The following is a 26,570-nucleotide window of genomic DNA, read 5'->3' as shown; positions in this document are numbered from 1 at the left end:
CTATTTCTCCGCGAACAGCGCCTGAACGAAAGCTTCGGCCTCGAAAGTCCTCAAATCATCAATACCCTCGCCCACCCCGATATAGCGAATCGGCAACGCAAACTGCTTAGCCAGGGCAAAGATCACCCCGCCCTTGGCGGTGCCGTCCAGCTTGGTCAGCGCCAGACCGGTAAGGTTGACCGTCTGATTGAACTGTTTGGCCTGATTGATCGCGTTCTGCCCGGTGCCGGCGTCCAGCACCAGCAGCACTTCGTGCGGCGCGGTGTCATCCAGCTTGCCGATCACCCGACGGACCTTCTTCAGCTCTTCCATCAGGTTGTCTTTGGTATGCAGACGACCTGCGGTGTCAGCGATCAGCACATCCATGCCGCGCGCCTTGGCCGCCTGCACCGCATCGAAGATCACCGAGGCGGAATCAGCGCCTGTGTGCTGGGCAATCACCGCAATCTGGTTACGCTCGCCCCACACCTGTAACTGCTCGACGGCGGCGGCGCGGAAGGTGTCACCGGCGGCGAGCATGACCTTCTTGCCATCCTGCTGGAGTTTCTTCGCCAGCTTGCCGATGGTGGTGGTTTTGCCGGCGCCGTTTACGCCGACCACCAGAATCACATAGGGCTGCTTGCTGCTGTCGATCTTCAGCGGCTGCTCGACCGGCTTGAGCAGCGCAACCAACTCATCCTGCAGCGCCTTGTACAGCGCGCCACTGTCGGCCAGTTCCTTGCGCGCCACACGTTTGGTCAGGTTACCGATGATCGCCGTGGTGGCCTCGACGCCCACGTCAGCGGTCAGCAGGCGAGTTTCCAGGTCTTCGAGCAGGTCATCGTCGATGGCCTTCTTGCCGAGAAACAGGCTGGCCATACCTTCGCCGAGGCTGGCGCTGGTCTTCGACAGACCTTGCTTGAGGCGTTCGAGAAAGCCCGCCCGAGTTTCCTCGGCGCTTTTGACCGGAGCGGCGACAGGTTGCACGACTGCAGGCTCGGCCACTGGCGGCGCGACAACCGGCTCAACCAGCGCTGGCTGTTCAATATGGGCATGCAGCACTTCGCTGCCGGCATTGATACGGAAACGCGACGGCCGTGGCTGCGGGTTGGCTTCGCTGGTTTGAGGCAGCGCGGGAGCGACAGCCTGCTCAACCGGGACTGGGACCACCGGCGTAGGCTGTGGTTCGGCAACGACTTCTGCGGGAATGGCCGGCGACTCAACGGGCGCAGCGACTTCGCTTAGCGGCGCAACGGGCGCAGGCTCGACAACAGTCGGAGCAACAGGCTGCTCACTGACGGGCGTCTGTTGCGGCTCAGGACTGGCCGGTGCTTGCGGCTTCTTGCGCAGCCAGCCGAACAGGTCTTTCTTCTCCGCAGGCTTCTCGGCAGAGGCCGGAGCGGAAGGCGATGGAGTGTTTTTGTCGTCGTTGGGACCAAACATGGAGGACGGCTATCTCGAAAGGTGCGACACGTCGGTACAAGGCTCAGAAAGTATTACCCACGCAGCGCAACAGAGCTGAAGAGTGTGCGCAGTAATACCCGGATGCTCCAGCAGACACGGCCGCCAGTAAAACGGATGCGTATCCTAGCACCTCCGCGCCCGCCGGCGCTAAGACCAAGCGGGCCCGTCCGACAGCTTGTACTGCCGCTTAGAAGGCCTTGCTGACGCTGGCCACCACAGTGGCGCTGCACAGATCGTCGTAACCGCTGAAGCTGGCGCACTCGGCATCCGACAGATCGGTATCGATATAGGTCAGGCCCCAGGTGGCACCCACCAGGTCGCGGGTCAGTTTGATTTCCCAGTTGTTGTAGTCCTGCTCGGCCTGGGTGTAATCGGCATTGAAGAACACATCGTCCTTCTGATCGACGTTCTCATAGCGCAGCTCCAGGCCGACTTCCAGCGGCAGCTGGGTGCGGTAGCCGACATAGGTGTTGAAGTAGTTCTCATCGGTGTCGACCGAATGCTTGCCGCCGATAAAGAAGCCGTAGGCGTCCAAGGTCAGGTAGATGTCGCCACCATTGAACTGGCTTTCACCCGGACAGGTGTACTTGTTGTAGTAGCCGTCCAGGCTGATGGCATCGGTGATCTGCCAGTAGTAGCCGGCGTAGTAGTCGATCTCCTGGCGGGTACCGTAGTCATCGTCGCTCTCCCAGTCGTAGCCGAATTCGACGTTGCTGGTCCAGGCACCGAGGTAGGCACCGCTGACATGGCTGAGCATCACATCCAGCTGGGCGGCTGGATCGCCCAGTGTCTGCGAGATACCGCTGGAGCGGTAATCGCTGGTCAGCATGGGCGTGACCGTCAGGGCGAACTGATCGTTCAGCTCAATGGCGTGCGCCGTGTTCAAGGCGAGCAGGGTGAGGCCTGCCAGGGTTATGGCGTTGACTGCGTGCATGGGTATTTCCTTGTTGTTATTGGCTGACGCGATAGGGCTGACGCTGAAGGCTGCGCCCGCCCCCGGCCGTAACGGGGAGCAGTACCGTTTAGGTGGGGCGGGGCAGACTGTGTTGCTCGGGGCTTATTGCGCCTGGGCGACGGCCTTACCCGGTTCGGCGCTGTACACCGCCTTGCCGGCGAAGAAGGTCTGCAGCACCTGAGTGTCGAACAGCTGCTCATCGCTGACCGTGAATACATCGCGGTCGAGCACAATCAGGTCGGCCTGCTTGCCGGGGGCCAGGGAGCCGATCTGGCTGTCCAGGCGCAACGCCTTGGCCGCATTCAAGGTGTAAGCCTGAAACATGGTCTGCCGGTCGATGCTTTCCTTGGCATTCAGCACCCCCAGCGGCCCTTTACGGGTGCTGGCCTGAGCGATGGCGTTCCACGGATTGGGGCTGGACACCGGCCAGTCGCTGGCCCCGGCAATGGTCGCACCGGCCTCATGCAGCGAACGCGCTGGGTATTGGAACTGGTAGGCCGAGGCGCTGATATAGGGCTTGACCAGCTCCTCGGTGTAGCTCTCCGCGGTGGCCCAGAGCAGCTGCATCGAGGCGATTACGCCCAACTGCTTGAAGCGTGGGAATTCCTTGGGGTTAACCAGTTGCAGGTGGCTGATGCTGTGCGGCACCGGCGATGGCTTGAGCGAGCGGGCGTACTCGAAGCCATTCAGCGCCTCACGCACCGCGCGATCGCCGACCGCATGCACGTGCATGATCCAGCCATGCTGCTCGGCCGCCACGGCCAATTGGCCGAAACTCTTCGGGTCGATCAGCAGTTCGCCGCGCTTGAGGCTGTTCTTGAACGGGTCGATCACCGCGGCGGTCTGCCCGGGGAACTCCATCACCCCGTCAGCGAAGATCTTGATGCCGGGGAACGTCAGGTTTGGCACACCCCGGAATTGCCGCATGACCTTAGCCAGCACGTCGAGATCGTCCGGCTTGCTCTGCGGATGGGTAATCAGCAGCGCCGCGACGTGGGCACTGAGTTCGCCGTTTTCGGCCAGCTTACGGTACAGCGGTAATACGCCGACATCCTGCTCGGTGGGGCGTAACTCGAACAGGCTGTCGCCATCACCAGCATTGGCCGCAGCGTCCATCCAGGCGGTAACGCCGACCTGGTTGTTGATCTTCACCGCCTCGCGGGCAGCGCCGAGCATGTCGGCGTCGCTGGGTGCAGGGTACTGGCTGCGCACACGATCCCAGCCGTTTTCCGCCAGGTAGCCATTGGGGGTGAAGTCGGCGGCGTGGCCGATATAGTTGCGCTCCTTCTCCGGCAGGCTTTTCACCAGCGCCGCATCGATCTTCACCCGCGCGAGCATGGCGTTGTTGGCCCAGCCGGTATGGCCATCGATGCCATCCAGCACCAGCGGCTGATCAGCCCAGCGGCCCTGATTGAAGACCGTGCCGAGACCCGCGCTCTGTTCCCAATAGGCCGAACTGGCTCCGGAAATCACGATCAAGTCGCCCATACGCGCGGTACCGGCCTTGTCCTGCTCGATAATCCACTGCTCCAGCTCGGCCAGGGGCAGCACCTCGTCATACAGATTGGCGCGCAAGCTGGCCATGGCCCCCATGACCGGGTGGCTGTGGGTGTCGATCATGCCTGGCATCAGCACCTTGCCAGCCAGGTCGATCAGCTGCGTGTCGGCATCGGCCAACGCCTTGATCTCGGCATCGCTGCCGACCTTGAGGATCTTGCCGTTCTCTACCGCCACGGCCTGAGCCAGAGGCTGGCCGGGTTCTGCGGTGTACACCTTGCCGTTAAATAGCAGCAGGTCGGCGGCGGCCATGGCTTCCATCGAGGAAAAAGCCATGGCGGCGGCCAACAGGCTTGGAATAAATCGTTGCATTGCCTTAGCCTCTTGTTCTTATTGGTTTCGCCGCGAGACTAGCGCCTGGCACAGCAGTGCAGAACCGCCGCGCCAAGCAAAACGCTTTTGCCGAACAGGAAAAACTCTATGGACAAGCTCAGCGCCCTGAGCATGTTTGTCGCCACCGCCGAGCACGGCAGCTTTAGCCGCGCGGCCGAGCAGTTGGGTAAAACCCCCTCGGCCCTGACCAAGGCGGTCAGCCATCTGGAAGCCGAGCTCGGCGCGCAGCTTTTCGAACGCAGCACCCGCCGCACCGCGCTGACCGAAGCCGGCCGGCTCTATCTGGATACCGCACGCCAGGTGCTGCAACGCCTGCACGATGCCGGCGAAGAAATCGGCCAGCTCAAGCACGGCTTGCATGGCAACCTGCGCCTGACCGCACCACTGGCGTTCGGCAGGGCCTTTCTCGATGAGGCGTGCGGTGGCTTTCTCGCCGCCCATCCGCAGTTGCGTCTGCGCGTGGACCTGTGCGACGCCTTTGTCGACCTGGTCGAGGGCGGCTATGACCTGGCCTTACGCGAGGGCCGCAGCGACCTGCCGGGGTTGATCGCCAAACCGCTGGGGCACAACCGTATCGTGCTGTGCGCCAGCCCGGCCTACTTAGCGAGCAACCCAACACCTTTACGCCCGGAGAACTTCAGCCGGCACCAATGGCTGCTCTATCGCCATCCCTCGCTGGACCAGCATTACTGGCGGCTGGCGCACAACGGTGTGTGCCTGCGCGTCCCGGTGCCAAATGCCCGCCTGGAAAGCGACAACTACGACTTATTGCTAGCCAATACACTCAGCGGATCTGGTCTGTATGGCTGCCCGACCTGGAGCGTGCAGCCTTATCTGGACAGTGGTCAGCTGGTGCAGGTCATGAGCGAGTACGACTTCGACCCGGATGCCTTCGGCCCGCTGATCCTCGCCGTATACCCCAGCCACCGGCGGGCCACGCGCAAGGTTCAGGCCTTTATCGATTACCTGGCCACATTTCTCGACGCCCGCGGATTGGGACTCAGCCCTGCAGCAGAGGGCTGAGCACTATCGACGACGCGGGTGGAACCGGCCCACACCGGCAATGTCTCACGGTTCTGTTGTGCGCCGCTTGCCGTTAGAATCCGCCTCTGCCTGGCGCGCGGCAAAACAGCTTCGGTGGTTTCACGGCCGCAACACGCGATACTCTGCCGCAGGTTTTGCCCAACACCTTATACCTGCGCTTAACAGCGTGCCGAGTCGCCCTCCGCGTCACGGCAACATGCCATTTACGGTGAACAGACTCCCATGCCAACGCTTGCCCATCGTGTCGCCGCCCTATGTGTCGGCGTGCTCTTTACTCCGCTGCTGGCCCTGGCCGCAGAGCCGCAACCCACCCATGAATTCAGCCTGGATAACGGCCTCAAGGTCATCGTCCGCGAAGATCATCGCGCCCCCGTGGTGGTCAGCCAGCTCTGGTACAAGGTCGGCTCCAGCTACGAGACGCCCGGCCAGACCGGCTTGTCCCATGCCCTCGAACACATGATGTTCAAGGGCAGCCGCAAGCTCGGCCCCGGCGAAGCCTCGCGCATCCTGCGTGAACTGGGCGCAGAGGAAAACGCCTTCACCAGCGACGATTACACCGCCTATTACCAGGTGCTGGCCCGCGACCGGCTGGCCATCGCCCTGGAGCTGGAAGCCGACCGCCTGGCCAGCCTCAAGCTGCCGGCCGACGAGTTCGCCAAGGAAATCGAGGTCATCAAGGAAGAGCGCCGCCTGCGCACCGACGACAAGCCGTCGAGCCTGGCCTACGAGCGCTTCAAGGCCATGGCCTACCCCGCCAGCGGTTATCACACCCCAACCATTGGCTGGATGGCCGACCTTGAGCGCATGACCGTCGAGGAGCTGCGCGCCTGGTATGAGGCTTGGTACGCGCCGAACAACGCCACCCTCGTGGTAGTCGGCGACGTCAGCGTCGCCGAGGTAAAAATCCTTGCCGAGCGCTATTTCGGCGCCATCCCCAAGCGCACGGTACCGACGGCAAAAGCGCCGCGTGAGCTGGCCGCACCCGGCGAACGCCGCATCACCCTGCACCTGAAAACCCAGCTGCCAAGCCTGATGATGGGCTTCAACGTGCCAGGTCTGGCCACCGCCGAACAACCGCGCCAGGTGCACGCGCTGCGCCTTGCAGCCGCCTTGCTCGATGGTGGCTACAGCGCGCGCCTGCCGACGCGCCTGGAACGTGGCGAGGAACTGGTATCCGGCGCGTCGGCCTGGTACGACGGTTTCTCCCGTGGCGACAGCCTGTTCATTCTTTCCGCCACGCCCAACGTGCAGACCGGCAAGACTCTCGAGCAGGTCGAGGCTGGCCTGTGGCGCGAGCTGGAGGATTTGAAGAACACCCCGCCGAGCGCCGAGGAGCTGGCCCGTGTGCGTGCACAAGTAATTGCCGGCCTGGTCTACGAGCGTGATTCGATCACCAGCCAGGCTACCGCCATCGGCCAACTGGAAACCGTCGGCCTGTCGTGGAAACTGATCGACCAGGAACTGGCCGAACTGGAAGCCGTGACCCCGGCCAATATCCAGCAGGCCGCTAGCACCTTCTTTACCCGCGATCGCTTGAGCGTCGCCAATGTTCTACCTGAGGAGAAGGGCAATGAGTGAGCGCAACGGCTTGCGTTACGGCCTGCTCGGCCTGGCGCTACTGATATTGCTGGCGCTGCTGGCCCTGGTGATCAACCGCCCGGATAGCAGTACAACACCGGCTCCGCCCGCCGAATCGACCAGCATCGAATCCCTGGCCGCCCTCGGCGACCAGCCGCCCAGCCGCCGCGATCTGAACATCCAGACATGGCAAACCGCCGAAGGCGCCAAGGTGCTGTTCGTCGAAGCCCGCGAGCTGCCGATGTTCGACCTGCAACTAACCTTTGCTGCCGGCAGCAGCCATGACGATGGCATCGCCGGCCTGGCCATGCTGACCAATGCCATGCTCAATGAGGGCGTACCAGGCAAGGATGTCGGCGCAATCGCCGCCGGCTTCGAAAACCTCGGCGCCAACTTTGGTAACGGCGCTTATCGCGACATGGCCATTGCCAGCCTGCGCAGCTTGAGCGCTGCAGACAAACGCGAACCGGCCATGCAACTGTTCAATCAGGTGCTCGGCCAACCGACCTTCCCGGAAGACGCCCTGGCGCGGATCAAAAACCAGCTGTTGGCCGGTTTTGAGTACCAGAAACAGAATCCCGGCAAGCTGGCCAGCCTGGCACTGTTCGAGCAGCTGTACGGCACGCACCCTTACGCGCACCCCAGCGACGGCAATGCCGAATCGATTCCGGCAATTAGCCGTGAACAGCTGCAAGCCTTCCACGCCAAGGCCTACACCGCCAGCAATGCGATTATCGCGCTGGTCGGCGACCTCTCGCGCAGCGACGCGGAAGCCCTGGCCAGCCAAGTCTCAGCCGCCCTGCCGAAAGGCCCGGCACTGCCGCGCATCGCCCAACCGCAAGAGCCCAAGCCGGGCCTGCAACATATCGAGTTCCCCTCGAACCAGACCCACCTGATGATCGCCCAGCTCGGCATCGATCGCCGCGACCCGGACTACGCGGCACTCTACTTAGGTAACCAGGTATTCGGCGGCGGTGGTTTCGGCACCCGCCTAATGACCGAAGTGCGCGAGAAACGCGGCCTGACCTATGGCGTCTACTCCGGCTTCAGCGCCATGCAGGCGCGCGGCCCGTTCATGATCAACCTGCAGACTCGCGCCGAACTCAGCGATGGCACCCTGCAGTTGGTCAAAAGCATGCTGGCCGACTTCATCAAGGATGGTCCGACCGCTGACGAGCTGAACAACGCCAAGCGCGAGCTGGCCGGCAGCTTCCCGCTGTCCACTGCCAGTAACGCGGCCATCGTCGGTCAGTTAGGTTCCATGGGGTTCTACGACCTGCCGCTGAGCTACCTGGAAGACTTTATGCGCGACGTGCAGGCGCTGGATGTGGCGCAGGTCAAAGCTGCCATGGCCAAGCACCTGAACCCCGATGCGCTGGTGATCGTCACCGCAGGCCCGACAGTGGCTCAGAAAGAACTGCCGCCGCCCACTGACAACCCTGTCGAGCAGCCCTCTGCGATCCCGGAGCACTGATGAGCAAGCGACCCAAGGCGCCGAAAGCCAATCCCGCCCATAGTGGCGATGGCCAGCTGCGGATCATCGGCGGGCAATGGCGCTCACGCCAGTTCAACTTCCCCATGGCCGCCGGCTTGCGGCCAACGCCAAACCGCGTACGGGAAACCCTGTTCAACTGGCTGGCGCCCTATGTCGAGGGTGCCAAGGTGCTCGACCTGTTCGCCGGCAGCGGTGCGCTGTTTCTTGAAGCACTGTCGCGCGGTGCCGGCAGCGCCCTGGCCCTGGACCTCAATCCAGCCGCCATCGCCAGCCTGCGCGGCCACCTGCAAACGCTGAACTGCGACAACGGCCAGCTGCAGCAGACCGACGCCCTGCTCTACCTGCAGAACCCGGCAGCAACGCCATTCGATCTGGTGTTTCTCGACCCTCCGTTCAACCAGAACCTGCTGCTGCCCGCCTGCACCTTGCTCGAGCAGCACGGCTGGCTGGCGGCCGACGCCTGGGTCTACACCGAAAGCGAGAACCCGCCCTCCAGCCTGGGCATGCCCGGTAATTGGCGCCTGCACCGCGAACAGAAGGCGGGACAGGTGTTTTACGCGCTGTGGCAGCGTACAGCCGCCTAGGGCTTTTGCAGGGTGGGTGAGCCGGAGCAGATCAGCAGGGTTTAATCCCCAGCAGGATTTGGCGCAACCCACCTGGAGGCAGAACAAGCCCACCCTAAGTCAGGTTCTGTTATTCGCCCCAGTCATAGCACTTCCGTTTCACCGCCCAAGGCCCTAGCCTGGGCGCTTTCCCTAGCGATACCAGTCCATGCCCTTTAAACCCGCTTGGTGGCTACCCGGCCCCCATCTACAAACCCTATGGAACCCAATGTGTCGCCAACCGGCGAAACTTGAGCGCACGCGCGAGCGACTGTGGCTGGACGATGGTGACTTTCTTGACCTTGACTGGCACGGCCCACATCAGGCCGACGCACCGCTGGTGTTGGTGTTGCACGGCCTGACGGGTTCATCCGACTCTATGTATGTGCTGGGATTGCAGCAAAAGCTGGCGGCCCAGGGCTGGGCCAGCGTGGCGCTGAACTGGCGCGGCTGCTCCGGCGAGCCGAACCTACTGGCTCGTGGTTACCACTCCGGTGCCAGCGAGGACCTGGCGGAAACCGTACGCCACCTGCGCGCCCAGCGGCCGATGGCACCGTTGTATGCCGTGGGTTATTCGCTGGGCGGTAATGTGCTGCTCAAGTACCTGGGTGAAACCGGGGCCGACAGCCAGCTGCAGGGCGCAGCAGCGGTGTCGGTGCCGTTTCGCCTGGATCAGTGCGCCGACCGCATCGGCATGGGCTTTTCCAGGGTCTACCAGAGTCACTTTATGCGCGAGATGGTGGCCTACGTGAAGGACAAGCAACGTCTGTTCGCGCATCAGGGCATGAGCGACCGGCTGTCCACCTTGGAGAAACTCGGCCCACTGGACAACATGCGCACCTTCTGGGATTTCGACGGGCGCATCACCGCGCCGCTGCATGGCTACGCCGATGCCGAAGACTACTACCGCCGCGCGTCTAGCCGCTATTTCCTTGGCCGGATCGAGACACCCACGCTGATCATCCAGGCCGCTGACGATCCCTTCGTGTTCCCCCACAGCCTGCCCGAAGCCACTGAGCTATCGCCCAGCATCGAGTTCGAGCTACACGCCCACGGCGGCCACGTCGGTTTTGTCGAAGGCAGCCTGACCAAACCGGGTTATTACTTGGAACGGCGCATCCCGCAGTGGCTAGCCGAGCGCGCCCACGCCTGATCAGCCATACCCGACGTATCATTGCACCTGGGCTGGCGCCTCTACAGGTGTCAGCCAGAGGCTGGTGTCGCGGGGTGGCAAGCCAGGGGATGCAGGGTAATCAAGGGGAATAATCGTGCGCTGCTGCAACTGCGCCCGCTCAGCCAATTGACCAAAGTGACGCTGGAACAGCGCACCGAAGCTGCCATCCGCACGGATCAATGCAAGCCCCTCGGCAAAGCGCTGCGCGAGTTGCGGGTCATCGCGATTAAAGGTGAAGAACACCGGCAGGTCGTAGACCAGCGCCAGATGTGGCTCAACCATCAGCTGCGGGTATTGCTCGGCATGGGCGGCAAGCTCCTTCCAGGCCTCATGCAGGCCGCGGTGGTAATAAGCAAAACGACGCTTGTCGAGCATCGGCAAAAGGTTATCCGGGTTAACAACCCCTATCACCGGCAAACGATTGCGCGCGAACAACGCGAAGTCGCCCCACTGGCTACCAAAACCGCCCAGCAGCTGGCGTAAATCATCCAGGTTTTTGACGGCGGCAAAGCGCGCGGCATCGGCGCGATGAATCAACAGCACGCGGAAGCCGAGCATGCCGTTGTGCAAATCGAAGGGCAGCGTCAGAAAGTCGCGCTGGCGCTGCTCTGTTGGCGGCACGTAGGCCAGGTCCACTAAGCCCTTAGCGAGCAAAGCAAGACAGCGATCCTGCGATGGGTCCGGGCCATCACTGGGGAGGATTTGGCGAGCCCCGTAGCGCTCAGCAGTACGATCGAGAATCAACTGACTAAGTTCGATCCGGTAGGCGTACTTCTCTGGTTCATGTTGGCAGACCCGCAACCCACTATCGCCAAAGGCAGTCGCGCTAAAGAGGCCGCCAAGCAACACCAGCAAAAGCCTGATATCGCGCATACACCCAAACTCACTGCAATTGGACGTTAATTGTACGCGGCGGCTGCAACCAGGGGCGACCACCTGCAAGACAGCGCCGGGTCAAATCACCTGATCAAGCGGCACATGTAGCTTGGCATACAAAGCCTCCAGAGCTTCGCGGGCTTGCGGGGCAATGTAACCGCCTTCCAGCGCCAGCACCTGATAGACACCACGCCGCAACATCTCTTCGCTGAGGTCATCGGGGTTTCCACGAGTGGTGCAAAGGAAACGCACCCAGGAGGTCATGATGATCCAGCTATTGAGGGTCAATGCCTCGATTTGCGCCGCATCCATCAGCAGGATGCCCGCCTCGACAAACCCCTGATAAATATCCTGCGCTTGCACCAGGCAGCGTTGGGCAAACAGCCGATAACGCTCAGCCAGCTCCGTGTCACTTTCCAGCAAGTGCTCGAGGTCGCGGTGCAAGAAGCGGTAATGCCACATGGCTGCCAGCAGTGCTTCCAGATAAAAGGTCTTATCTGCCACCGTCAGGTCGCGCCCGCTGGGACGGCGTAGAAAGGTACTGACCTGCCCCTCATACAGGGCGAACAGCTCGGCGATGATCGCCTGCTTATTACGGAAGTGGTAGTACAGGTTGCCCGGTGAAATCCCCAAATGCGCGGCGATATGGTTGGTGGTGACGCTGCGCTCGCCCTGGGCGTTAAACAGCGCCAGGCTTTCCTGAATGATGCGTTCGCGGGTTTTCAGTGGGGCTGACATAACGACTCGATCTCGGCTCAAAAGCCCGGCAAAGGTACAGGCAGAAACGTCAGAAGTGTTACCGGAAAAAGCCGTGGAAACATGCGCTAACTTTTCGTTGGGCTGCGTCCGTCGGCTTACAGCGCCATGCTATTTGACAGATTAGAGCAATTGCTCTAAAAATCCAGCACACCTTTTCTGCAGTCGCCTCAGCTCTTCTGACGCACTGCATTGCTGGAATGCCGAGGAGCAACACCATGGTCGCCGACGTCGCTTACCTAGAACAAAGCCTGCAACGCAGCCAACAGCAGCTCAGCCAGCTGGAAAGCAGCTTTGCCCGTCAGCGCCAGGCATTCAAGGCCAACCCCATGCCTTCGGCCGAGCAGCGCATTCAGTGGCTCAACGTGTTGCGCGACCTGCTCAGCAATGAGCGTGACGCGCTGATCAGCGCCATCTCCCAGGACTTCAGCAACCGCAGCGCCGACGAAACCCTGCTCGCCGAGCTGATGCCCAGCCTGCATGGCATCCACTACGCGACCAAGCGCATCAAGAAGTGGATGAAGCCTTCGCGGCGCAGCGTCGGCATGCAGTTTATGCCAGCCGCCGCCAAGGTTATCTACCAGCCACTGGGTGTGGTCGGGGTGATCGTGCCGTGGAACTACCCGCTATTTCTCGCCATCGGCCCGCTGGTCGGCGCACTGGCCGCCGGCAACCGGGTAATGATCAAAATGAGTGAGTCGACTCCAGCTACCTCACTGCTGGTCAAGGAGCTACTGGCCAAGGTATTCCCTGAGGACTTGGTAACCGTGGTGCTGGGCGAAGCGGAAGTCGGCATGGCTTTCTCCAAACTGCCGTTCGATCACCTGCTGTTCACCGGCGCCACCAGCATCGGCAAACATGTGATGCGCGCCGCCGCCGACAACCTCACGCCGGTCACGCTGGAGCTGGGCGGTAAGTCACCAGCCATCGTCAGCGCCGACGTGCCACTGGCCGATGCTGCCGAGCGTATCGCCTTCGGCAAAACCATGAATGCCGGCCAGACCTGCGTGGCGCCAGATTACGTGCTGGTGCCGAAAGACCGTGTGGCGGGTTTTGTCGATGCCTATCGCAACGCCGTGCAAGGTTTTTATCCGCAGCTCACCGACAACCCCGACTACACCGCGATCATCAATGAGCGTCAGCAACAGCGCCTTAATGGCTACCTGCAGGACGCCGAGAGCAAGGGCGCGAGCATTATCCCGTTGTACCCCGAAGCCCAGGGGCGACGCATGCCGTATGCCGTGCTGCTGAATGTGACGGATGAGATGAAGGTGATGCAGGACGAGATTTTCGGCCCGCTGTTGCCGATTATTCCTTACGACAAGTTGGAAGACGCCTTCAGCTTTATCAACGAGCGTGACCGCCCGCTGGCGCTGTACTACTTCGGCTATGACAAGAGCGAACAGCAACGCGTACTACACGAGACCCATTCCGGCGGCGTGTGTATCAACGACACCTTGCTGCACGTGGCCCAAGACGACATGCCATTCGGCGGCGTCGGTCCATCTGGTATGGGCCATTACCACGGCCATGAAGGCTTCCTCACCTTCAGCAAGGCCAAGGGCGTGTTTATCAAGCAGCGCTTCAACGCCGCGAAAATGATCTACCCACCTTACGGCAAAGCCCTGCACAAGCTGGTTTACAAACTGTTCGTTCGTTAACGCCATCCTGCCCTGGCCGCCAGGGCAATGGCTTGAATCGGTGATAACAATAAATGCACAACACCACGCTTGAAGTACCTAGCCTGTCACGTCGCAGCCTGCTCAAGGTTAGCCTGATGGGCTCGGCTTTTCTCGCCACCGCCGGGCTAACTGCCAGCCTCAGCGGCTGTTCGGCGAGCACGCCGAAAGCCGGCTTTGCGGTGATCCGCGAGTCCGATCTGGCCTTTTTGAATGCCTTGATTCCGGTGATGCTGGCCGGTGCAGTAACGGCAGAGAAAATGCCGCAAGCAGTGGCAGGCACCCTCGCCAGCCTCGACTACAGCCTTAATCACGTCTCGCCGGAGCTGCTCAAGCTGACTGTGCAGCTGTTCGACGTGCTCGCGATGCCGGTCACCCGCGGGCCACTGACCGGCGTTTGGGGCAGCTGGGAAAACGCATCACCGACCGATGTGCAGGCCTTTCTCGACCGCTGGCAGAGCAGCTCCATCGGCCTGCTGAAAATGGGCCACGCCTCGCTGCTGCAACTGGTGATGATGAGTTGGTACAGCCGAGCAGAGTCCTGGGCACACTGCGGCTACCCCGGCCCTCCGACTGTTTGACCACGATCTGCTGCGCGTCGGCCATGCCGCGTTAAAAATGGCCTCGGAGTGCTCATGTACAAAAGTACATTCCGCCTCCTCGGACATTTTTGCCTTGCCTGGCTCTAGCTCGCGAGATCGTCAATTAGCGGAACCACTGAACTCTAATAAGAATTCGCCTGAGAGCACCCTAAATGCCTGTACCCGACAGTTTCAAAGAAGGCCTGGCCCGTGGCTGGAAAACCTATAACGGTTCGCGCCTGGACAGCGATCTGACCCTGGAAGCCGACGTGGCCATCGTCGGCAGCGGCGCCGGCGGCGGCACCACCGCAGAAATCCTCAGCGCGGCAGGCTTCAAGGTGCTGCTGATTGAAGAAGGCCCGCTAAAAACCAGCGACGACTTCAAGATGCTCGAAGACAAGGCCTACGCCAGCCTCTATCAGGAAGGTATCGGCCGCATGAGCAAGGATGGTGCGATCACCATCATGCAAGGCCGCGCGGTGGGCGGCACCACGCTGATTAACTGGACCTCAAGCTTTCGAACCCCCGCGCCAACCCTGGAGCACTGGGCCAAGGAGCATGGCGTAAAAGGCCACAGCCCCGAGCAAATGGCGCCCTGGTTCGAGCAGATGGAACAGCGCCTGGGCGTCGCCCCCTGGGCCGTGCCGCCGAACGCCAACAACGCCGTGATCAGCAGCGGCTGTGAAAAGCTCGGCTATGAATGGAAGGTCATTCCACGCAACGTGCGCGGCTGCTGGAACCTGGGCTATTGCGGCATGGGTTGCCCAACCAACGCCAAGCAGTCGATGCTGGTGACTACCATCCCGGCGACGCTGGAAAAAGGCGGCGAACTGCTCTACCTGGCACGCGCCGAGCGCCTAGTGCTGGATGGCGACAAGGTCAGCGGCATCGAATGCCTGGGCATGGATGAGCGCAGCGTCGCTCCAAATGGCCGCAAGATCATGGTCAAGGCCAAGCATTACGTGCTGTCCGGCGGCGGCATCAACACCCCTGGGATTCTCATGCGTTCAGGCGCACCTGACCCGCACCAGCGCACCGGCAAACGTACCTACCTACACTTGGTGAACTTCTCGGCTGCGCTATTCGAGCAGGTGATCAACCCGTTCTACGGCGCACCGCAGTCGATCTACTCCGACCATTTCCAGTGGGATGACGGCACAGCCGGACGCCTATCCTACAAGCTCGAAGTACCGCCGTTGCAGCCGGCGCTGACCGCCACCCTGCTCGGCCGCTTCGGCATCGACAACGCCATGCGCATGGAACAGCTGCCCAACACCAACGTGATGCTCGCCCTGCTGCGTGATGGCTTTCACCCGGACAGCGCCGAAGGCAGCGTGGAACTGCGTGGGGATGGCAGCCCAGTACTCGATTACCAGATGACCGATTACACCTGGGACGGCGTGCGCCGCGCATTCCATACCATGGCCGAAATCCAGTTCGCCGCCGGGGCCAAAGCAGTGCTGCCGCTGCACGCCGATGCCGGCTATGTGAAAACCCTGGCTGAGGCGAAAAACCTGATCGACAGCCTCAGCCTTGAGCTGTACCGCACTCGCCTGGGCAGCGCCCACGTAATGGGCGGTTGCGCCATGGGTGAGGACCCGCAACAGGCTGTCGCCGATAGCCTCGGCCGTCACCATCAGCTGAGCAACCTGTCGATCCATGATGGTTCGCTGTTCCCCACCAGCATCGGCGCCAACCCACAGCTGTCGATCTACGGCCTGACCGCCAAACTCGCGACAGAACTCGCCGAACGCCTCAAGCACGCCTGATGGCACGGTATTCACGGGCCGCTCTGTGCCCGTGAATAGCCTCGATAACCGGCGTCCGACTTGGCCGCGGGGAAGCGCTGCGCTACCATCCGACTCCCCAACGGACCCGCCAGGACGTCACGATGAATCGAGTGTTATACCCAGGCACCTTCGACCCCATCACCAAGGGGCACGGCGACCTGGTCGAGCGCGCCGCACGGTTGTTCGACAGCGTGATCATTGCGGTCGCCGCCAGCCCGAAGAAGAACCCGCTGTTCAGCCTGGAACAACGCGTCGAGCTGGCACGGGAGGTCACCCAACACCTGCCCAACGTTGAGGTAGTCGGCTTTTCCACCCTGCTGGCGCATTTCGCCAAAGAACAAGGCGCGAATGTATTTCTGCGCGGTCTGCGCGCGGTTTCCGACTTCGAATACGAGTTCCAACTGGCCAATATGAACCGCCAGCTGGCCCCGGACGTGGAAAGCCTGTTTCTCACCCCATCGGAAAAGTATTCGTTTATCTCCTCGACGCTAGTCCGCGAAATCGCCGCACTGGGCGGTGATATCTCCAACTTCGTGCACCCGGCCGTGGCCGCCGCGCTGACCGAGCGCTTCAAGCGCTGAGTCATTACCGCATGGCCGCGTGCATGCGCGGCCCCGATGCGGCACAATTTGCACCATAGTCTTTCTGCACACATCTAGGCTGCGCCGCAAGGCGGCAGCAGGAGTGGTTCTGTCATGTCCCTGATCATCACCGACGACTGCATCAACTGCGACGTCTGCGAACCCGAATGCCCGAACGCCGCGATATCCCAGGGCGAAGAAATCTACGAGATCGACCCCAACCTGTGCACGGAATGCGTCGGCCACTATGACGAGCCGCAGTGCCAACAGGTCTGCCCGGTGGATTGCATCCCGCTCGATGAGAACAATGTCGAGAGCAAGGATGAGCTGATGCAGAAGTACCTGATCATTACCGGTAAAGCATGAAGACCGGCCGCCTGATCCGCGGCCACCTCCCCTGGCGCGCCCTGCTTGGTGCGCTTGCTCTTCTCTGCACCCTTGAGCTACATGCCGCAGCCCCGCCTGAACGCATTGCGATTGCCAGCGCACACCCAGCCGCCACCGTGGCGGGCCAGGAAACCCTGGCCCTTGGCGGCAACGCCTTTGACGCAGCAGTGGCCATCAGCGCAGCACTTGCGGTGGTCGAACCTTACGGTTCCGGCCTGGGCGGCGGCGGTTTCTTTCTCCTGCGCGAAGCCGGCGAGTCACCGACCTACCGCTTTCTCGATGCGCGTGAGCGTGCGCCACAAGCGGCCCACGCCGACCTGTACCGGGTCGACGGCGAGATAAACAAAGACCTTTCGCTGAATGGCGCGCTGGCCGCTGGCATTCCTGGTTTGCCGGCAGCCCTGGTCGAGCTGGCCGAACGCTTCGGCCGCCTGCCGCTGCGCGACTCACTGGCGCCGGCCATTCGTCTGGCGCGCAGCGGCGTCAGCATCGACCGGGTTTACCGGGAACGCGCCGGCTGGCGCTTGGCGGCCATGCGCCAAGACGCGGAAACCGCACGAATCTTCCTCGACAAAGGCGAAATACCCGGAGAATTCGGCCTGCTACGCCAGCCAGAACTGGCCCGCACACTAGAGCAACTGGGCACAAAAGGCATTCAGGGCTTTTACGCTGGGACGGTAGCCGCACAGCTGGTAAAAGTAGTGCGTGATGCAGGTGGTATCTGGACCCTCAAGGACCTGGCCGACTACCGCATCGTTGAGCGCCAGCCACTACGCGTCCCCCTGGATCAGGGCCGCGAGCTGATCAGTGCACCACCGCCGTCAGCCGGTGGCATTGCCTTAGGACAAAGCCTGCTGATGCTGCAGCAACTACCCTGGCGACAGGCTGATAGTGTGCAGCGTACTCACCTTGTGGTGGAGACCCTGCGCCGCGCCTACCGGGATCGTGGTCTGCTGGGTGACCCGGACTTTGTCCGCAACCCAGCTCAGCAACTGCTGGCCCCGGCTTACCTGAAGCAGTTGGCCAGCAGCATCGACCCGCAACGCGCCACTTCAAGTGACAGCCTGCCGCCTAGCAAGGCCTGGAAAGAAGGCGATCACACCACTCATTTCACGGTGCTCGACACCGAGGGCAATGCAGTCGCCGCAACACTGTCGGTTAATCTACCCTTCGGCGCCGCCTTCACCGTGCCAGGCACCGGCGTATTGCTGAACAACGAAATGGATGACTTTGCCGCCGACATACAAGGCAGTAATGCCTACGGCCTGAGCGGCAGCCAGGCCAACAGCATCGCCGCCGGCAAACGGCCGCTATCGAGCATGAGCCCAAGCTTTATAGAAAGCGCTAAAGACTTCGCCAGTTTCGGCACGCCGGGCGGCAGCCGGATCCCCAGCATGGTGCTGCTGGCGATGCTGCAGTACCTGGATCAGCAACCAATCGAGCGCTGGCCCAGCGTCGCCCGCTATCACCACCAATTCCGTCCGGACCTGATCGAGCATGAGCCAGACACATTCAGCCCAGCAGAAACAGCGGCGCTAGAAGCACTTGGACATCAATTGAAATCAACCGGCAGGCACTACGGCAATCAGCAGGTACTGCTGTGGGACAAGCAGGGCGGGAAGGTTGAAGCAGTGAGCGATCCACGCGGGATCGGTACTGCGGTGGTCACACCAGTCGTGCCGCAGTAATGCGGAATACTGATATGCCGGACGAAAATCACACCGGGCTGCCAAACCAAACACCGCGGCAGCCCAGAAGCATCGAAAACTATCAGTTCTGCTTGTAGCCGCTGGTGGTGCAGCCCAGGCAGCGTACAAAAGCTTCCCGGCCTGGCTCCACGACCAGCGCATGGCCAGCTTCGCCAATATTGCCACCAGCGGCCGTGAACGGCAGGCTCACCACGAATGCCACAGCACCGATTGCAGTTGCGCCAATCAGCAATGGCCGGGCAATCAGCAGATCGCCAATCATCGAAAACGCTTTGGGTGCGTTAGACGTATAAAGAGGGTCGCCGCTAGTGTTCTGCTGCGCTACGTCAGCATAAGCCGGCAGCGCCAGCAGGCCAGTGGTCAGCGCCAGAGCAGCAGCGGTTGAGCGGAACAGTTTCATGGGGCGATCCTTCAGCTATTAGGAGGCGGTGAGTCTAACTATAACAGCGCATTGGTAATTGTCAGCGTGACGGCCGTCAATCGCCACAAAAGGCGTATTCAGGTTTTTTCGGAATAAACGGCCGAAAAAACTCCAGGATTGCCTTGAGATCGGCGGCTTCATCCCCGGTCGGCATAAAGGTCGGGCCTATAAATACCCGCCTGTTCTGATAGTCCAGTGCACCCAGCACAATCGGCACGTTTGCGCCGAGAGCAATATGGTAGAAGCCCATTTTCCAGCGTTCGACCTTCTTGCGCGTGCCTTCGGGAGAGAGGATCAGCATAAATTGCTCATGCTCGGCAAAAGCCCGCACCGCCTGCTCGACGGTATTACCCTGGCGATCGCGACGGATGGCTATGCCGCCCCACAGCCGCATCAGCGCACCAAAGGGCCAGCGGAAGATGGTGTGCTTGCCGAACCAGCGGGCATTAAGGCGCAGAACGAACTTCACCGCGATGAAAATCACAAAGTCCCAATTGGAAGTGTGGTGCGCGCCAATCACTACGAACTTGTCGAGCTGCGGCAGCTCGCCCTCGATACGCCACCCCATCAATTTCAGCGCCATACGGCCGATCCACTCGGCCAGAGGGTTACGGGACAGATAGTTACCGGACATCAAAAACCTCGGTGTTTCTTATTGTTGTGTAATCAGCTCAAACATCAGCGCATGACGAGCAAATCTAGCTCGGCGAAAAATACCTAGCGTTGGCAGCGCGGACAATAAACGCTGGCACGCTGGCCTAGCTTGACCTCGCGCAAGGTGCTGCCGCAGTGCTTGCAGAACTCACCGCCGCGACCGTAGACGAACAGCTCCTGCTGGAAATAACCCGGCTGACCATCGCCGCCGACAAAATCACGCAGGGTTGTGCCGCCGCGCTCTATAGCGTGGGCGAGGATGCGCTTGATCTCATCCGCCAGCGTCAGATAGCGAGCCCGCGAAACAGAACCCGACTCTCGGCGAGGATCGATGCCAGCCGCAAACAGCGCCTCACTCGCGTAGATATTGCCCACCCCAACCACCACGGCGTTGTCCATGATAAAGGGCTTGATCGCCATGACCCGACCACGGGACAGCTGAAACAACCGATCACCGTCGAACAACTCGGTCAACGGCTCGGGGCCCAGCTTGCTGAGCAGCACATGGCTAAACGGATCACGGCTCCACAGCAGCGCACCGAAACGTCGTGGATCGGTGTAGCGCAGGGCCAGGCCGGACTCCAACTCAATATCCACATGCTCATGCTTGGCCGCCGGCAAACCCGCCTCGACCAGACGCAGGCTGCCGGACATGCCCAGATGGCTGATCAGACTGCCCGTTTCGGCCTTGATCAGCAGGTACTTGGCCCGCCGCTCGACACACTCGATACGCTGCCCGGATAGCTGAATATCCAGGTCCTCAGGGATCGGCCAGCGCAGGCGGCGCTCACGCACGATTACTCGGCTGACACGCTGACCTTCAAGGTAGGGCGCGATACCGCGGCAAGTGGTTTCTACTTCGGGAAGTTCTGGCATAACGAGTGTTCAGCCGAGCAATTCAAGCGGGCGCTTACCTTAGCAGGATCGCCCCGCAGCGAGGAAACAGACCTAGCTCGCACCCATGTCGCGAATGCTCTCACGTAGGTTCTCGAAGTCATATCCGGACAGGCCGACATATTCCAGCACCAGCTGCTCGATGCTTTGCCACTCATGATCGTCCGCCTGATTACCCAACACCAAATGGCTTTCACAGATGTGCTCGGCCATCTTCAGAATCGCCAACAGGGTTTTCAGCTGCGCATCGCGGCTGGAATCCTCGGTGAAAATCGCTAGGGCATTGTGGTGACTGGCAATCGCCTCGCACAGGTGCAACGGCAGGTTCCACGACTTGGCGGTGAAGTAACCGACCACCGCATGGTTGGTGTTGAGCAGGCGGTTCTCGGTATCCACCACGCGGCGCTCGCTGGTGGTGCTGGCGTAGGCCTCCTCGAGCACAATCATGTAGTTAGGGAAGCGCTTGATCATCAGCGGGATGCCGCAGTTGTGGAACAAACCGAGGGTGTAAGCCTCATCCGGCGAGTGATAGCCGATGCGCTTGGCCAGGGTCAGACAGGTCATGGCCACATCCTGGGCGGTATCCCAGAAGCGGTTGAGGGTGACGATGGCCTCATCTGTCAGCTCGCCCCGAATGGACTGCGCATTGATCAGGTTGATCACCGTGTTGCAGCCCAGCAGGTTAACCGCCTGCTGAATCGAGGCGATACGGTTGGCCAGGCCGAAAAAAGGCGAATTAACCAGTTTAAGTAACGCACCAGACAGACCTGGATCCTGGCCGATCAGCTTGGCGATGGCGCGTAAATCCGGGCTCGGCATCACCTGTTCCATCTGCAAATCCACCATGATCTGCGGCTGCGGCGGCACGCTGATGCCTTGCAACACTTGCTGGATATATTCGGCGGAGAGCTCTTGGGACATAACAGGGTCAACCAGAATGAGAGGTAGGACACAGTCTAGCCAAACCCCTAGTACTTCCACAGATGACTTTTGTAACCGCCGCGCCGCTGCCGAACCCGCTATAATTCCGCTCTTTTTTCGGAGTCCCCAGCATGTCCCTGCCCAGCCTGCGCCTGAAAGCCAACGCCGATCGACGCCTGCGCGCCGGCCATCTGTGGGTCTACAGCAATGAAATCGATGTCGCCGCCACCCCGCTGAGCGGTTTCGCAGCGGGCGACCAAGCTATCCTCGAAGCGACCGGCGGTAAACCGCTGGGCATCGTCGCGATGAGCCCGAACAACCTGATCTGCGCGCGCCTGCTGTCGCGGGACGTCAAGCACGTGCTGGACAAATCCCTGCTGGTGCACCGCATCAACGTCGCCCTGTCGCTGCGCGAGCGTCTGTTCGACAAGCCCTGTTACCGCCTGGTGTACGGTGACTCCGACCTGCTGCCGGGCCTGGTGGTCGACCGTTTCTTCGACATTCTGGTGGTGCAACTGGCCTCCGCCACCATGGAACGGCACAAGGATGACGTGCTCGCTGCGCTGATTCAGGTGTGCAAGCCCAGCGGCATCCTGCTCAAAAACGATTCCGCCGCCCGCGATGCCGAAGGCCTGGCGCGGTATGTGGAAACCCCGTTTGGTGTGGTACCAGAGTGGGTCGCCCTGGAAGAGAACGGCGTGAAGTTCGAAGCGCCAGTGATCGAAGGACAGAAAACCGGCTGGTTCTACGACCACCGCATGAACCGCGCGCGCCTGGCGCCCTACGTCAAAGGCAAACGCGTACTCGATCTGTTCAGCTATATCGGCGGTTGGGGCGTGCAGGCTGCGGCCTTCGGCGCCAGCGACGTGATGTGCGTAGACGCCTCCGGTTTTGCCCTTGACGGCGTGGAACGCAACGCCGCCCTGAACGGCCTGACTGACCAGGTTGCCTGCGTTGAAGGCGATGTGTTCGAAGCGCTGAAACAGCTCAAAGCCTCGGAAGAGCGCTTCGACGTGATCGTCGCCGACCCACCGGCCTTTATCAAACGCAAGAAAGACCAGAAGAACGGTGAAGGTGCGTATCGCCGCCTCAATGAACAGGCCATGCGCCTGCTCAACAAGGACGGCATCCTGATCAGCGCCAGCTGCTCCATGCACTTGGAAGAAGACAACCTGCAGAACATCTTGCTGACCAGTGCGCGCCATCTGGATCGCAACATCCAGCTGCTCGAACGCGGCGCCCAGGGCCCCGATCACCCGGTACACCCAGCCATTGCTGAAACCCGCTATATCAAGAGCCTGACCGTGCGCTTACTGCCCAACAGTTGAGCACCACGCACCTGTCGAGTGCGTCTCGGCAGGTGCTTCTTTCTCTCCCGCGTTGTTACCACTCCCCACACTCGCCTGGCGCAACCCCACGCCTGGGCTAGGCTTAGATCCCAGCACCGACGCGCATCGCGATGCACTGGCGGCGTACTGGCACAGTGCTTGCGTAACTTGAACATTCAAACAAGTTCCCGCCGAACCACAGAAGCGGGCCTGCGAATTCAAGCATTCAGATAGCGGCCACAAGCGGCTGTCTACTCAAAGCACATTTGGGGAGGGGTATGGCTGACCTGGCTGGGGACAAACCGTTCCTGCAATTCACCAACGTCAAGAAGACTTACGACCACAAGAATCTGGTGGTCATGGATTTCAATCTGGATGTGGCCAAGGGCGAATTTATCACCCTGCTCGGCCCTTCCGGCTCGGGTAAAACTACCTGCCTGATGATGCTCGCCGGGTTCGAGGACGTGACCAGCGGTGAGATCCTGATCAACGGCCGCTCGGTCACCAGCATCGCACCTTACCAACGCAATATCGGCATGGTGTTCCAGCAGTACGCACTGTTCCCGCACATGACCTTGCGCGAGAACCTCGCCTACCCGCTAAAAATTCGCAAACAGCCCAAAGACGTGATTAACGCCAAGGTCGATGAGTACTTGTCGCTGGTCGAGCTGCTGGACTTTGGCAACCGTTTCCCCGGCCAACTCTCCGGCGGCCAGCGCCAGCGTGTCGCCCTCGCCCGCGCACTGATCTTCGCCCCTGACATCGTACTGATGGACGAACCGCTCGGCGCCCTCGACAAAAAGCTGCGTGAGCAGATGCAGTTCGAGATCAAGCGCCTGCACGAGCAACTCGGTTTCACCGTAATCTACGTGACCCACGATCAGACCGAAGCCCTGACCATGAGCGACCGTATCGCCGTGTTCAATAACGGCATCGTCCAGCAGTGTGCGCCGCCTCATGTCCTCTACGAGCGCCCGGCCAACCTGTTCGTCGCCGACTTTATTGGTGAGAGCAACAAGCTCAAGGGCGTGATCGAGGTGGTCAACGAGGACACCGTGCAGGTGCGCCTGGAGGATGGCGGCCTGGTCAGCGCACTAAAAGCCAACTGCAGCGAAGTTGGCTTGCCTACCACCGTCTCTATTCGCCCGGAAAAGCTCAGCTTTACCGAACGCCTTGGCAGCACCGGCAATCAGGTGATGGCACGTTTCGTCACCCGCCATTACGTCGGCGAATACATCCGCTACCACTTCGAAACCGCCGATGGCACCGAATTGGTGGTGAAGAACATGAATGACAATTCCGCACCGCAACTCAGCGTCAAGGATGAGGTCGCCCTGGCCTGGCTGCCACAAGACAGCCAAGCCCTGGACCGACAGGATGTTCCGCAGGCGCTCTAATAACCCTAAGACTAAAAAGCAATGGAGCACAGCATGGCTAGAACACTGACCACCCGCTTTTCCACATTCGCTTTAGCTGCCGCACTGGGTACGGCAAGTTTTGCCGCCAGCGCCGAGGAAACTCTCACGGTAGTGTCATGGGGTGGTGCCTATGGCGCAGCCCAGCAGAAACACGTTATCGACCCGTTTATGAAAGACACCGGCAACAAGGTGCTGTTCGAGGACTACACCGGCGGTGTGGCCGAGATCAAAGCCCAGGTTGAATCCGGCAACATTCAATGGGACGTGGTCGACTTCGAGGTAATCGACCTTGAGCGCGCCTGCTCTGAGGGGCTGCTAGAAACCCTTGATCACAGCCTTCTACCCGCCGGCATCGACGGCGTAGCCGCCGACAAAGACTTTATCCCCGAAGCCCTGTCCAGCGACTGCGCGGTTGGCAATATCGTTTGGTCGGTGGTCTTCGCCTATAACGAGAAAACCATCGGCGACACCAAGGCCGCCAGCATCACTGATTTCTTCGATACCAAGAAAATTGCCGGCAAGCGCGCTCTACGCAAACGCCCTCAGGTCAACATGGAATGGGCGCTGCTGGCTGATGGGGTAAAACCGGCTGACGTTTATGAAGTGCTGGCTACTCCAGAAGGCCAAGCCCGTGCATTTGCCAAACTGGACACGATCAAACAGGACATCGTCTGGTTTGATTCCTGGTCCCAGGCGCCGCAACTGCTGAACGACGGCGGTGCGGTACTGGTGCAATCGGCCAACGGCCGCTTCTATGACGCCATCCGCCAAGAGAAGAAGCCTTTTGTCATCGTTTGGGACGGTCACGTCTACGACCTCGATGCCTGGGCCATCGTCAAAGGCTCGAAGAAAAAAGACCTGGCTATGAAGTTCATCGCCTACGCCACCGGCTCCAAGCCGCTGGCCGGCATGCCGGACGTGGCCTACGGTCCGACGCGCAAATCGTCCATGCCATTGGCTGACCAAAGCGCTGCACCGCACCTGCCAACCGCTCACCTGAGCAAAGGCATCCAGGCCGGTTCGGACTTCTGGGCCGACTACGGTGAGTCTCTCGGTGAGAAATTCAACGAGTGGCTGCTGAAGTAAAACCTCAGACGCCCCGCGCCACAACGGCGCGGGGCGTCGCTTTCAGGTTGTATAGGAGTTAACGCTTGTCCTCTCTCACCAGCACCGAAGCCAACCAAGCCGCCAGTGGTCGACGCAAGAAGCGTCTGACTGCGTTTATGTTTGTGCTGCCGCTGCTGATATTCATCATGCTCAGCTTCGTTGCCCCCATCGCCAGCATGCTCTGGCGCAGTGTCAGTCACCCGACGGTGGCCACCTTAATTCCGCTGACCCTAAGCGAGCTGCAACGCTGGGACGGCAAAGCCATACCCGATGAACAGACCCTCACTGTTTTCGCCAAGGAGCTGCATGACCTGGCTAAAGAGCGCCAGTCCGGCAAGCTAGCCGAAGAGATCAACCGCGCTACCGCCGGCATGTCCAGCGTGGTCAAATCCACCGCGCGCAAGGTCTCGCGCCTGAATAACGAGCAACTCGCACAACAAGGTGCGGATACCCTGCTCAAGGCCCATCGTAAGTGGAGCAACCCAGATACCTGGTACGCCATCCAGCGAGCGGGAAAGCCCTACACCTATGACTACTACCTAACTGCCCTCGACCTTGAACTAGACCCCGAGCAAGGCATTCAGGTACGTGAAGACACACAGATCTACCTGCAGCTCTACACCAAGACCCTGAACATGGCGCTGATCATCACCGTTTTCTGCGCCCTGCTCGGCTACCCGTTGGCCTACTACCTGGCCGGGCTGCCGGAGAACCGTGCCAACCTGCTGCTGGTGCTGGTGCTACTGCCGTTCTGGACCTCACTGCTGGTACGCACCACGGCCTGGATCGCACTGTTGCAGACCAACGGGGTGATCAACTCGTTTCTGCTCGGGGTCGGCATCGTCGATCAACCCATCGAGATGCTCTACACCTCGTTCGCCACCGTGGTGGCGATGACGCACATCCTGCTGCCATTTATGATTCTGCCGCTCTACAGCGTGATGCGCGGCATTGACCCTAGCTACCTACGCGCGGCGCTGTCACTGGGGGCGCGGCCGATTCCGGCATTCACCCGCATCTACTTCCCGATGACAATGCCGGGACTGAGCGCCGGCGCCCTGCTGGTGTTCATCATTTCCGTGGGCTACTACATCACCCCGGCACTGGTCGGCGGCACCGATGGGCAGATGATCAGCAACATCATCGCCTTCCATATGCAGCGCTCGAACAACTGGGAGCTCGCCGCCGCACTGGGCTCACTGCTGCTCGCGTTGATCCTGCTGCTGTACTGGCTGTACGACCGCTTCGTCGGTGCCAGCAATATCAAACTGGGCTAAGGAACAGACT

24 protein-coding genes are annotated in these 26,570 nt (G+C 61.0%); 15 read left to right on the top strand and 9 right to left on the bottom strand.

Annotation, left to right across the window (positions count from 1 at the left end):
• The 3 genes from ftsY to ACIGEK_RS05285 all read right to left on the bottom strand — a co-directional run bounded on the left by ftsY (position 1) and on the right by ACIGEK_RS05285 (position 4,267).
• Entirely contained in the window at positions 1 to 1,422 is a 1,422-nt protein-coding gene (gene ftsY, locus ACIGEK_RS05295) for a signal recognition particle-docking protein FtsY (protein WP_397492281.1), read from the bottom strand.
• 208 nt (positions 1,423 to 1,630) lie between these two features.
• Positions 1,631 to 2,377, bottom strand: a complete 747-nt coding sequence (locus ACIGEK_RS05290; RefSeq protein WP_397492280.1) for a TorF family putative porin — start codon at positions 2,375 to 2,377, stop codon at positions 1,631 to 1,633.
• A gap of 123 nt (positions 2,378 to 2,500) precedes the next feature.
• On the bottom strand, positions 2,501 to 4,267 hold the full coding sequence (locus ACIGEK_RS05285) for an amidohydrolase (RefSeq protein ID WP_397492279.1): 1,767 nt from the start codon (positions 4,265 to 4,267) through the stop codon (positions 2,501 to 2,503).
• A 108-nt stretch (positions 4,268 to 4,375) separates the two neighbouring features.
• On the opposite strand from ACIGEK_RS05285, the gene ACIGEK_RS05280 reads away from it, so the two are divergent.
• The 5 genes from ACIGEK_RS05280 (at position 4,376) to ACIGEK_RS05260 (ending at position 10,160) form a co-directional block, all read left to right on the top strand.
• On the top strand, positions 4,376 to 5,311 hold the full coding sequence (locus ACIGEK_RS05280) for a LysR family transcriptional regulator (RefSeq protein WP_397492278.1): 936 nt from the start codon (positions 4,376 to 4,378) through the stop codon (positions 5,309 to 5,311).
• A 243-nt stretch (positions 5,312 to 5,554) separates the two neighbouring features.
• Positions 5,555 to 6,910, top strand: coding sequence for a M16 family metallopeptidase (locus ACIGEK_RS05275; protein WP_397492277.1), 1,356 nt, complete (start codon positions 5,555 to 5,557; stop codon positions 6,908 to 6,910).
• Entirely contained in the window at positions 6,903 to 8,384 is a 1,482-nt protein-coding gene (locus ACIGEK_RS05270; RefSeq protein ID WP_397492276.1) for a M16 family metallopeptidase, read from the top strand. Before ACIGEK_RS05275 ends, ACIGEK_RS05270 begins: the two co-directional genes overlap by 8 nt.
• Positions 8,384 to 8,989 carry a 16S rRNA (guanine(966)-N(2))-methyltransferase RsmD gene (gene rsmD / locus ACIGEK_RS05265; RefSeq protein WP_397492275.1) on the top strand — a complete coding sequence of 202 codons (606 nt, stop codon included), beginning with the start codon at positions 8,384 to 8,386 and terminating at the stop codon, positions 8,987 to 8,989. The genes ACIGEK_RS05270 and rsmD overlap by 1 nt, the downstream gene beginning before the upstream one ends.
• 187 nt (positions 8,990 to 9,176) lie before the next feature.
• Positions 9,177 to 10,160, top strand: a complete 984-nt coding sequence (locus ACIGEK_RS05260) for a hydrolase (RefSeq protein ID WP_397492274.1) — start codon at positions 9,177 to 9,179, stop codon at positions 10,158 to 10,160.
• 18 nt (positions 10,161 to 10,178) lie between these two features.
• On the opposite strand, the gene ACIGEK_RS05255 is transcribed toward ACIGEK_RS05260, so the two are convergent.
• Both ACIGEK_RS05255 and ACIGEK_RS05250 read right to left on the bottom strand, forming a co-directional pair.
• The gene (locus tag ACIGEK_RS05255; protein WP_397492273.1) at positions 10,179 to 11,054 is read right to left on the bottom strand and encodes a substrate-binding periplasmic protein; all 876 of its coding nucleotides are present in this window, start codon (positions 11,052 to 11,054) and stop codon (positions 10,179 to 10,181) included.
• A gap of 81 nt (positions 11,055 to 11,135) precedes the next feature.
• Positions 11,136 to 11,795: a TetR/AcrR family transcriptional regulator gene (locus ACIGEK_RS05250; protein ID WP_397492272.1), complete on the bottom strand. Its 660-nt coding sequence runs from the start codon at positions 11,793 to 11,795 to the stop codon at positions 11,136 to 11,138.
• Between the two features lie 236 nt (positions 11,796 to 12,031).
• Between ACIGEK_RS05250 and ACIGEK_RS05245 the strand changes: the two genes are divergently transcribed.
• From ACIGEK_RS05245 to ggt, 6 genes are all read left to right on the top strand, one after another.
• On the top strand, positions 12,032 to 13,474 hold the full coding sequence (locus ACIGEK_RS05245) for a coniferyl aldehyde dehydrogenase (RefSeq protein WP_397492271.1): 1,443 nt from the start codon (positions 12,032 to 12,034) through the stop codon (positions 13,472 to 13,474).
• A 53-nt stretch (positions 13,475 to 13,527) separates the two neighbouring features.
• A complete protein-coding gene (locus ACIGEK_RS05240; RefSeq protein WP_397492270.1) occupies positions 13,528 to 14,073 on the top strand; it encodes a twin-arginine translocation pathway signal protein in 546 nt (181 codons plus the stop codon).
• 173 nt (positions 14,074 to 14,246) lie between these two features.
• Entirely contained in the window at positions 14,247 to 15,842 is a 1,596-nt protein-coding gene (locus tag ACIGEK_RS05235) for a GMC family oxidoreductase N-terminal domain-containing protein (protein ID WP_397492269.1), read from the top strand.
• A gap of 122 nt (positions 15,843 to 15,964) precedes the next feature.
• Positions 15,965 to 16,444 carry a pantetheine-phosphate adenylyltransferase gene (gene coaD, locus ACIGEK_RS05230; RefSeq protein ID WP_160013623.1) on the top strand — a complete coding sequence of 160 codons (480 nt, stop codon included), beginning with the start codon at positions 15,965 to 15,967 and terminating at the stop codon, positions 16,442 to 16,444.
• Positions 16,445 to 16,558: 114 nt separating this feature from the next.
• Entirely contained in the window at positions 16,559 to 16,810 is a 252-nt protein-coding gene (locus ACIGEK_RS05225; protein ID WP_090250215.1) for a YfhL family 4Fe-4S dicluster ferredoxin, read from the top strand.
• The gene (ggt, locus tag ACIGEK_RS05220; protein ID WP_397492268.1) at positions 16,807 to 18,519 is read left to right on the top strand and encodes a gamma-glutamyltransferase; all 1,713 of its coding nucleotides are present in this window, start codon (positions 16,807 to 16,809) and stop codon (positions 18,517 to 18,519) included. The genes ACIGEK_RS05225 and ggt overlap by 4 nt, the downstream gene beginning before the upstream one ends.
• Before the next feature lie 82 nt (positions 18,520 to 18,601).
• Here ggt and ACIGEK_RS05215 read toward each other — a convergent pair whose 3' ends face one another.
• The 4 genes from ACIGEK_RS05215 to ACIGEK_RS05200 form a co-directional block, all read right to left on the bottom strand.
• Positions 18,602 to 18,940, bottom strand: coding sequence for a multidrug transporter (locus ACIGEK_RS05215; RefSeq protein WP_397492267.1), 339 nt, complete (start codon positions 18,938 to 18,940; stop codon positions 18,602 to 18,604).
• Positions 18,941 to 19,016: 76 nt separating this feature from the next.
• Complete coding sequence (locus ACIGEK_RS05210; protein ID WP_397492266.1) at positions 19,017 to 19,595, bottom strand: lysophospholipid acyltransferase family protein; 579 nt, start codon at positions 19,593 to 19,595, stop codon at positions 19,017 to 19,019.
• 83 nt (positions 19,596 to 19,678) lie between these two features.
• Complete coding sequence (gene mutM, locus ACIGEK_RS05205) at positions 19,679 to 20,491, bottom strand: bifunctional DNA-formamidopyrimidine glycosylase/DNA-(apurinic or apyrimidinic site) lyase (RefSeq protein WP_397492264.1); 813 nt, start codon at positions 20,489 to 20,491, stop codon at positions 19,679 to 19,681.
• Between the two features lie 72 nt (positions 20,492 to 20,563).
• Positions 20,564 to 21,376 carry an HDOD domain-containing protein gene (locus tag ACIGEK_RS05200; protein ID WP_397493085.1) on the bottom strand — a complete coding sequence of 271 codons (813 nt, stop codon included), beginning with the start codon at positions 21,374 to 21,376 and terminating at the stop codon, positions 20,564 to 20,566.
• A 185-nt stretch (positions 21,377 to 21,561) separates the two neighbouring features.
• Between ACIGEK_RS05200 and ACIGEK_RS05195 the strand changes: the two genes are divergently transcribed.
• The 4 genes from ACIGEK_RS05195 to ACIGEK_RS05180 all read left to right on the top strand — a co-directional run bounded on the left by ACIGEK_RS05195 (position 21,562) and on the right by ACIGEK_RS05180 (position 26,560).
• Positions 21,562 to 22,758, top strand: a complete 1,197-nt coding sequence (locus ACIGEK_RS05195; RefSeq protein ID WP_397492263.1) for a class I SAM-dependent rRNA methyltransferase — start codon at positions 21,562 to 21,564, stop codon at positions 22,756 to 22,758.
• A 278-nt stretch (positions 22,759 to 23,036) separates the two neighbouring features.
• Positions 23,037 to 24,155, top strand: a complete 1,119-nt coding sequence (locus tag ACIGEK_RS05190; protein ID WP_397492262.1) for an ABC transporter ATP-binding protein — start codon at positions 23,037 to 23,039, stop codon at positions 24,153 to 24,155.
• Between the two features lie 33 nt (positions 24,156 to 24,188).
• Positions 24,189 to 25,262 carry an ABC transporter substrate-binding protein gene (locus ACIGEK_RS05185; protein WP_397492261.1) on the top strand — a complete coding sequence of 358 codons (1,074 nt, stop codon included), beginning with the start codon at positions 24,189 to 24,191 and terminating at the stop codon, positions 25,260 to 25,262.
• A 65-nt stretch (positions 25,263 to 25,327) separates the two neighbouring features.
• Positions 25,328 to 26,560: an ABC transporter permease gene (locus ACIGEK_RS05180; RefSeq protein ID WP_397492260.1), complete on the top strand. Its 1,233-nt coding sequence runs from the start codon at positions 25,328 to 25,330 to the stop codon at positions 26,558 to 26,560.
• The last annotated feature ends 10 nt before the right edge of the window (positions 26,561 to 26,570 follow it).

Source organism: Pseudomonas sp. NPDC079086, assembly GCF_044542155.1.
In the GTDB taxonomy this organism is placed as follows: Bacteria; Pseudomonadota; Gammaproteobacteria; order Pseudomonadales; family Pseudomonadaceae; genus Aquipseudomonas.
This window is presented reverse-complemented; position numbering and strand designations above follow the sequence as displayed.